The 6,224-nt window shown below is 36.5% G+C and carries 7 protein-coding genes; 1 reads left to right on the top strand and 6 read right to left on the bottom strand.

Annotated features, from left to right (window positions below; genetic code table 11):
* Window positions 1-363: hypothetical protein (locus tag AC6F75_RS01435; protein WP_500713142.1), on the bottom strand; the 363-nt coding region annotated here is incomplete at its 3' end.
* Between the two features lie 92 nt (window positions 364-455).
* Here AC6F75_RS01435 and AC6F75_RS01430 point away from each other — a divergent pair.
* Window positions 456-1,631, top strand: coding sequence for a Pycsar system effector family protein (locus tag AC6F75_RS01430; protein ID WP_500713141.1), 1,176 nt, complete (start codon window positions 456-458; stop codon window positions 1,629-1,631).
* Between the two features lie 59 nt (window positions 1,632-1,690).
* Here the strand turns inward: AC6F75_RS01430 and AC6F75_RS01425 are convergent, their stop codons facing one another.
* The 5 genes from AC6F75_RS01425 to AC6F75_RS01405 all read right to left on the bottom strand — a co-directional run.
* Window positions 1,691-3,994: a GAF domain-containing protein gene (locus AC6F75_RS01425; RefSeq protein ID WP_500713140.1), complete on the bottom strand. Its 2,304-nt coding sequence runs from the start codon at window positions 3,992-3,994 to the stop codon at window positions 1,691-1,693.
* Between the two features lie 387 nt (window positions 3,995-4,381).
* The gene (locus tag AC6F75_RS01420) at window positions 4,382-4,594 is read right to left on the bottom strand and encodes an aspartate/glutamate racemase family protein (protein WP_500713143.1); all 213 of its coding nucleotides are present in this window, start codon (window positions 4,592-4,594) and stop codon (window positions 4,382-4,384) included.
* Between the two features lie 65 nt (window positions 4,595-4,659).
* A complete protein-coding gene (locus AC6F75_RS01415; RefSeq protein ID WP_500713139.1) occupies window positions 4,660-5,727 on the bottom strand; it encodes an IS630 family transposase in 1,068 nt (355 codons plus the stop codon).
* 96 nt (window positions 5,728-5,823) lie between these two features.
* Window positions 5,824-6,048, bottom strand: a complete 225-nt coding sequence (locus AC6F75_RS01410) for a hypothetical protein (protein WP_500713138.1) — start codon at window positions 6,046-6,048, stop codon at window positions 5,824-5,826.
* Window positions 6,035-6,224, bottom strand: a 190-nt coding sequence (locus AC6F75_RS01405; RefSeq protein WP_500713137.1) for a hypothetical protein, incomplete at its 5' end; no start/stop codon positions are given. The genes AC6F75_RS01405 and AC6F75_RS01410, both read right to left, overlap by 14 nt.

Raw genomic sequence — 6,224 nt, 5'->3', positions numbered from 1 at the left:
TATGAGTTGTTCTGCTTTGTCTTTAACCGTTTCAAACTGCTTATTTAAAGTGTATTCAGCGTTTTTACGCCGCGGGTGATCCCGGGGGGGCATCCCGTTTGGATAGATATTGTCTCCCAGAAACAAGACAATTTTATCTTTGGAACCTTTGTCCTTTGTATATGCTTCAAAAGCCTTTAGGGCATCTGTTGTTTGTTGATCATCTATATACCCACCATCACCAAACAGGTAGAATGTTTTTAGGATTGTTTGTTTCTCTTTATTTTCGACGGTAATTTTTGAATTTCTGTATTGGGACTGATAAGTAGCACAACCAGAAAATAGTATCAATACAAGCAGTGTAAATGTGTGTGATTTTACCATAGAGCCTAACAAATGAAAATAGAATATTAAAGTTAGTTGAAATTTGTATGCTAAATTAGTGGGATTTTAATTAATTTTAATAAAAAAATACAATGAATTCAATCGTTGAAAAAGCAGACCGGTTTGTTTTTGAACTCTTTAAGGAAAAATTACCCACTACTTTTGTTTATCATAACTACACCCATACCAAAAGAGTCGTAAAAAGTGCTCAGGAAATTATTGACAATACCCAAGCCTTGACAGATACAGACAAGGAAATTATCTTGCTGGCTGCCTGGCTGCACGATACCGGCTATACAGTAAGTCTTGACGACCATGAAACACATAGTATTCAGATTGCCAAAAAGTTTCTGGAGACAGAAGGTGTCAAACAGGATATAATTAAACAAGTTACAGCTTGTATTGAAGTAACTAGGATGAAAGTTTCTCCCCAAACAAAATTAGAACAAGTCATTAAAGATGCCGATTGTTCTCATTTTGCAAAAGATTACTTTAAAGAAACCTCTGAGCTGTTGCGGCAGGAATTAATTCTTCATAATATTCACAGCTGCACTCCGTCTGACTGGCTTCAGGAAAACATTGTAATGTTGACCAAAAACCATCGTTTTTATACAGACTATGCCATCAAAAATTGGACGACTGGTAAAAATGAAAACCTTCTTGGTTTATTGAACCAAAAAGTGAAACAGTCTAAAAGCGAAAAAAAGGAAGCTTTTAAAGCTAAAATAAAAAATGAAAACCCTGAGCGTGGCATCCAGACATTGTATCGGGTCACACTAAGAAATCATTTAAAATTGAGCGATATAGCTGACACTAAAGCAAACATTTTACTTTCTGTAAATGCAATTATCATTACTGTAATCATCTCCGGATTGGGTTCTAAATTCGACAACCCTTCAAATGCACATTTGCTCTTGCCAACTTTTATCCTAATGCTTTTTAGTGTGGCATCCATCATAGGAGCGATACTTTCAACCAGACCAAACATCAGCAGCGGACGTTTTGACAAAGAAGATGTGCTTGATAAAAAAGTGAACATACTTTTTTTTGGAAATTTTCACAAAATGCCTTTTCAGGATTTTACCTGGGCTATGAATGAAACCATTCAAAAACGAGAAGATATATATGAAGCTCTGAACAAGGACTTGTTTTCACTGGGAGTTGTGCTGAACAGAAAATATAAATTATTGCGCGTTACCTATATTATCTTTATGCTGGGCATTATTTTATCGGTGCTGGCTTATATTATTTCATTTTCAACTCTCTAAACAACAGTTGAGAAAAAAACTTATAATCAAGAATATGCGATGCATTGTTTGCTTAGAAATCAATAAGCTATTTCCACTCTTAAAGCCTGAAGACCTGTGACACCCTGAAGATTTTCGATTTCAAAATGCTCTATTTTATTAGCCAGGTAGTTGGTGGCTTGTAAAAAATGGATGTATTTTTTATATTCCAGACCATCCTCTTCGTTAGAATAAACAATAACAATTTTCCCTTTTTCAGTGATGCGTTCCTGCGTATTTTTAATGTGGGCTTTGTCAATGCGTTTCTTTATGATTTCATAGCGTGCATTGTAACTGCCATCGATGTCAAACTTTTTCTCATCCATACGATATTGAATAGAAATGGCTGTATTGTAAACCAATATTAATGAGGCCGCATTCAAATCAGAATTAATGGCTTCTTTTACTTCATAAAATTTGCGCTCTAGCTCACACATAGTTTTTAATTGCCACAAACGTAAGTTTTGTAAATGAATGATGTGAAATTTTTGTTTTGGAGAAATGGTATTTCCAACGTACATATTGTGGTCTACACCGTCAGTTTTATAGCGTTCAAAATAGTGAGGAAAAATTTCCTGTGCTTTAGATTGTTTGTCATCAAGCAATTCACTTAACTCCCTGTTAAAGGTTGCAATGTCATTATCAAATTTAGCACGGTGTTTTTGGTTGTCTTTAAAATTGTTTTTAACACAGTTTGAATATTCCTCTATAAGTTTTCTGTCAGAGAAGTTGTTTTCAGTAAGATGCTCAATCAATGGGGTCACTTGTTTTTTGAGAAAATTAATGACAACTTGTTCCGTTGAAGTTGTGAAAATCGCAATAACTTCTTCCCGAACAGATTGGACTTGAAAAAGTTTTTCATTAAAGATTTCGGTGTTTTTTTCTTTAGCGGCCTGAGTGATAATTTTTTCTGCAAGAGTAAGTAAATAAAACAAATCATCTTTGATGGCCTTATTTCTGGCTTCTGAAGAACCTATGATATCTATTTGACCAAACAGTGGATAAACATCCTGAAAAGCAATGTCATTGAAAACGGCATGACCGGTAGTATCTTTTTCTTTAATAAAACGCCGGGCTTCTTCTTCAAATACCCATAAAACACTGGGGTGAATGGAGGTGCATTCGTTTTGAATAACTGCCTTGATACGGTCTTCATAGGCCGTAATCTTGCGGCTCATGGTTGTTGCTATGTAGGGGATTACATCGTTTAGTTTGTAGACATTGACTTCGTTCAATGCGTTTTTTTGATGTGATACAATCTCAAGCACCCCCAATAGCTTTTCTCCTTGTGAAATGGGAGCCAGAATGCAACTTTGTATGTTGTTCCTCTTTAAGCTACTGGACAAAAAATTTCCACCACTATTTTGGTAGTAGGCGTCCACACTACTAATAACGTAGTATTCTTTTTTCCTGATCAAAGCCTCATAGGTTGATTCACATAAACCGGTCAAACAATCTTTGTGCGTATTGTCATCCAGAATAAAATTGGGCACATTGAGGATGTCAAACTCACTCAGGCTTTCGTTGTTGATATCAAACCGCGTAAACCCCACACGAATGTCTTCTACCTGAAATAAAATCCGAAAAACCGAGGTGAATTTGCTCAGTAAAAAGTTAGAATCATCCTCTGTGAGAAGGGTAGTCTTGAGTGATGAAATAGCCTCATCTATAGTCACGTCAATCAAGTTGACAATAGTAATGCCTTTCATGATATAGCTGCCGGGAGGAAACTTTTCTTTCCAAAAATCCACGTCCTTGATGTTGCCCAATAAAAGATCGATGTCTTCCTTGGTTATTTTTGGGGCCTTTTCAGTTACAACAACATCAGTTAAATCAATGTTGTAGTTCACCTTAAAATGCCTGACGTCACCATTTTGAGCATCAATATTTGCATATAGAGGCATATTAAAGTCGGTTTGCACATTATAAATCTTTTGTAAAATAAAGGCACAATGCATCTGGAATAAAAACTCCGGATTAAAGTCTCTTACTACAAGCTTAAAATGGGTTCCGGCGTTGTCTAATAACCGCTGAAAGCGCTTGGTTGGATAATATATTTCTTCGTCTAAAGGGAAAGATAAAGCTTTGATTTCATTGTTGGTCATGGACTCCGGAAACAAAAACTGTAGCAGTGCTTTTAATTCGCTATGGTAGTCGGTTAAATCTTCAAAATGAAAAATGTCGTCTTTATCTTTTAAAGGTTGGATAAACGCAAGCAACTCGTCCAGGTATTTTTTTTCAAAAGGCTCAATATCGACTCTATGAGCCTTTTCTTCACAAATTGCAATAAGTTTGTGAAAACTAAGTACATGTTGAAATGGAGACAAAGAAGTCAATGTTTTCATAACCGGGATGTGTCTTTAATTTGAAGGTAAAGTTATTTTTTTTTAATGAAATATGAGAGGGGTTTTTAATTTACATCATTTATAGTCGAACTGTTTTCTATGAGGCAAGGATACCCTGCTGCTTCATAAGTTTTTCTGCTTTTAATATTGTTGGACTTGATTCAATGTTGAAAGGCATATAAAGACAAACATCGGCATATACCCTATTTAATTGAGTAATTTAATAAATTATTCATGTCAACAACCAAAAAATAGTACTCAAAGCCGAAACAGAAAATCTTTTTGATGAAAACTATTCCACTTATGCAGATTGGAACAACATTCCGCGTCCACACAGGAATGTGTATGCCAATTTGGTGTATGCTCTTTAATTGCTTAGAAATAAAATTAATCCAATATAAAGTCCACCGCCAGTTGCGCATGCAGTTGTGTAGTATCCATCACCGGCAGATGAAAATCTTCTTGTGAAAGCAGCATCGGCAATTCGGTGCATCCCAGGATGATTCCGTCTGCTCCTTTACCTTCTAAAACTTTCATTTGCTGAATAAAATAGTTTTTGGCTTCAAGAGTGAATTTTCCTTGTGTCAAATCTTCAGAAATATAACGGTGAATTTCACCAAAATCCTTCCGGTCTGCATAGACTGTTTGTATCCCAAAATTTTTATCTAGTGTAATGATTTAGTATTAGTCGAACTATTTTTCTTCTTTCCATCATAAGTCCACTCAAAAGGCTTAGCTCTTTCTTTGTTATAGGTTTCAATATACTGAATTATTTGGTTGGTTAATTGCTTTTTGCTATGCCACACTGCACCTTTTAAAACATCTTTAGAGAAAATGTTAAACCATATTTCGATTTGATTTAGCCATGATGAATATGTTGGTGTAAAGTGTATTGTTATCCGTTGTTTCGACTCTATCCATTGTTTGACATCCTTATGCTTGTGAACATTCAAATTATCTGCAATTATATGAAGATGCTTATATGGATATTTCCGGTATATTTTCTTTAAAAACTTTAGAAAGTTCTGCGAATTGTTTCTGTCCATTGTATCTGCGGTGATTTCACCGTCATGCACAGAAAGGGCAGCAATTAAAGATACGGTACCATGCCTTTTATAGGTAGCAGTCAATCGTTTTGGGTTTCCCTCTCGTAAAGGAAGTCCCGGCTGGGAGCGGTCTAAGGCCTGTATTTGTGTTTTTTCATCTACAGACAATACCAAAGCATTTTCAGGAGGGTTCATATATAATCCAACGACATTTAGCATTTTCTCTTCGAACTCCGGGTCAGTACTTTTTCCACACCAATATTCAACCTTGTGCGGCTTAAGGTCATGGGATTTTAATATTCCTTGCACTGTGCTTTGGCTCATACCAAGTTCTTTGGCTATTCTGCGCTGGCTCCAGTTGGAATACCCACCTTTTGGCTTTGAGCATGCCTTATTTATTACACGTGCCTTGTCTGCCTCAGAATAAACAGCCGGTTTTCCAGGTCTGGGCGCATCTTGTAGGCCTTCAATACCCGACTTTATAAACCGTCTTTTCCACTTTGCGATAGCCTCACGGCCTACTTTTAATTCGGCCTTAACCGAATCATAACTATGCCCATCATTTAACATCAAAATGATCTTTGAACGCACAACCGATCTGTGATCAGCACTGTGTGCCCGGGATGTGGTGACTAATGTTTTGTAGTCATCCTCGCTCAATTGTAGTGTTTGTCCTTTTCTTGCCATACGACAAAGATAACAATAATTCGCTTATTTAAAAATCTTTACACTAGTTTAAATTGCTTTTTAGGCAGCCCCATTTCATTAACAGGCCATTCAAGCCTATTTTTTGATTTCATCAAGAATTTCTTTTGAACCACCAACACCTTCACGTATGGCTTTTCTGAGTGATTCAGCATTTTCATCGCCAAATTCTTTAGCAGCCTCAAGAGCTGCAAATATGGCTTGCTTAGTGGCAGAAAAGGTGTCTCCACCCACTTGCTTCACACCGTTTGGATAACTCGGACTAAATTGTGCCAGTGATTTCGGTCGGTTAGTGCCAGGCATTTCGGTTCAAATTGTGCCACTTTTGGCTGGTGGGTGAATCCATAACGGTTCGTTTTGTGCCAGTTGTTTCGGTTCGTTTTGTGCCACTTTGAAAGATCAAGTAAACATTACCTTGTCGCTTAAAAAAAAGCGATATGGCCAACACACTTGATCCAATGGACTTAAAACAAATTATT

Source organism: Planktosalinus sp. (genome assembly GCF_059864935.1).
Note: the sequence above shows the minus strand (reverse complement) of the source record. Positions and strands in the feature narration are given on the sequence as shown.

Coding starts and splice junctions, on each gene's coding strand:
- AC6F75_RS01430 (WP_500713141.1), top strand. CDS start 456: ATGAATTCAATCGTTGAAAAAGCAGACCGGTTTGTTTTTGAACTCTTT.
- AC6F75_RS01415 (WP_500713139.1), bottom strand. CDS start 5,727: ATGGCAAGAAAAGGACAAACACTACAATTGAGCGAGGATGACTACAAA.
- AC6F75_RS01425 (WP_500713140.1), bottom strand. CDS start 3,994: ATGAAAACATTGACTTCTTTGTCTCCATTTCAACATGTACTTAGTTTT.
- AC6F75_RS01410 (WP_500713138.1), bottom strand. CDS start 6,048: ATGCCTGGCACTAACCGACCGAAATCACTGGCACAATTTAGTCCGAGT.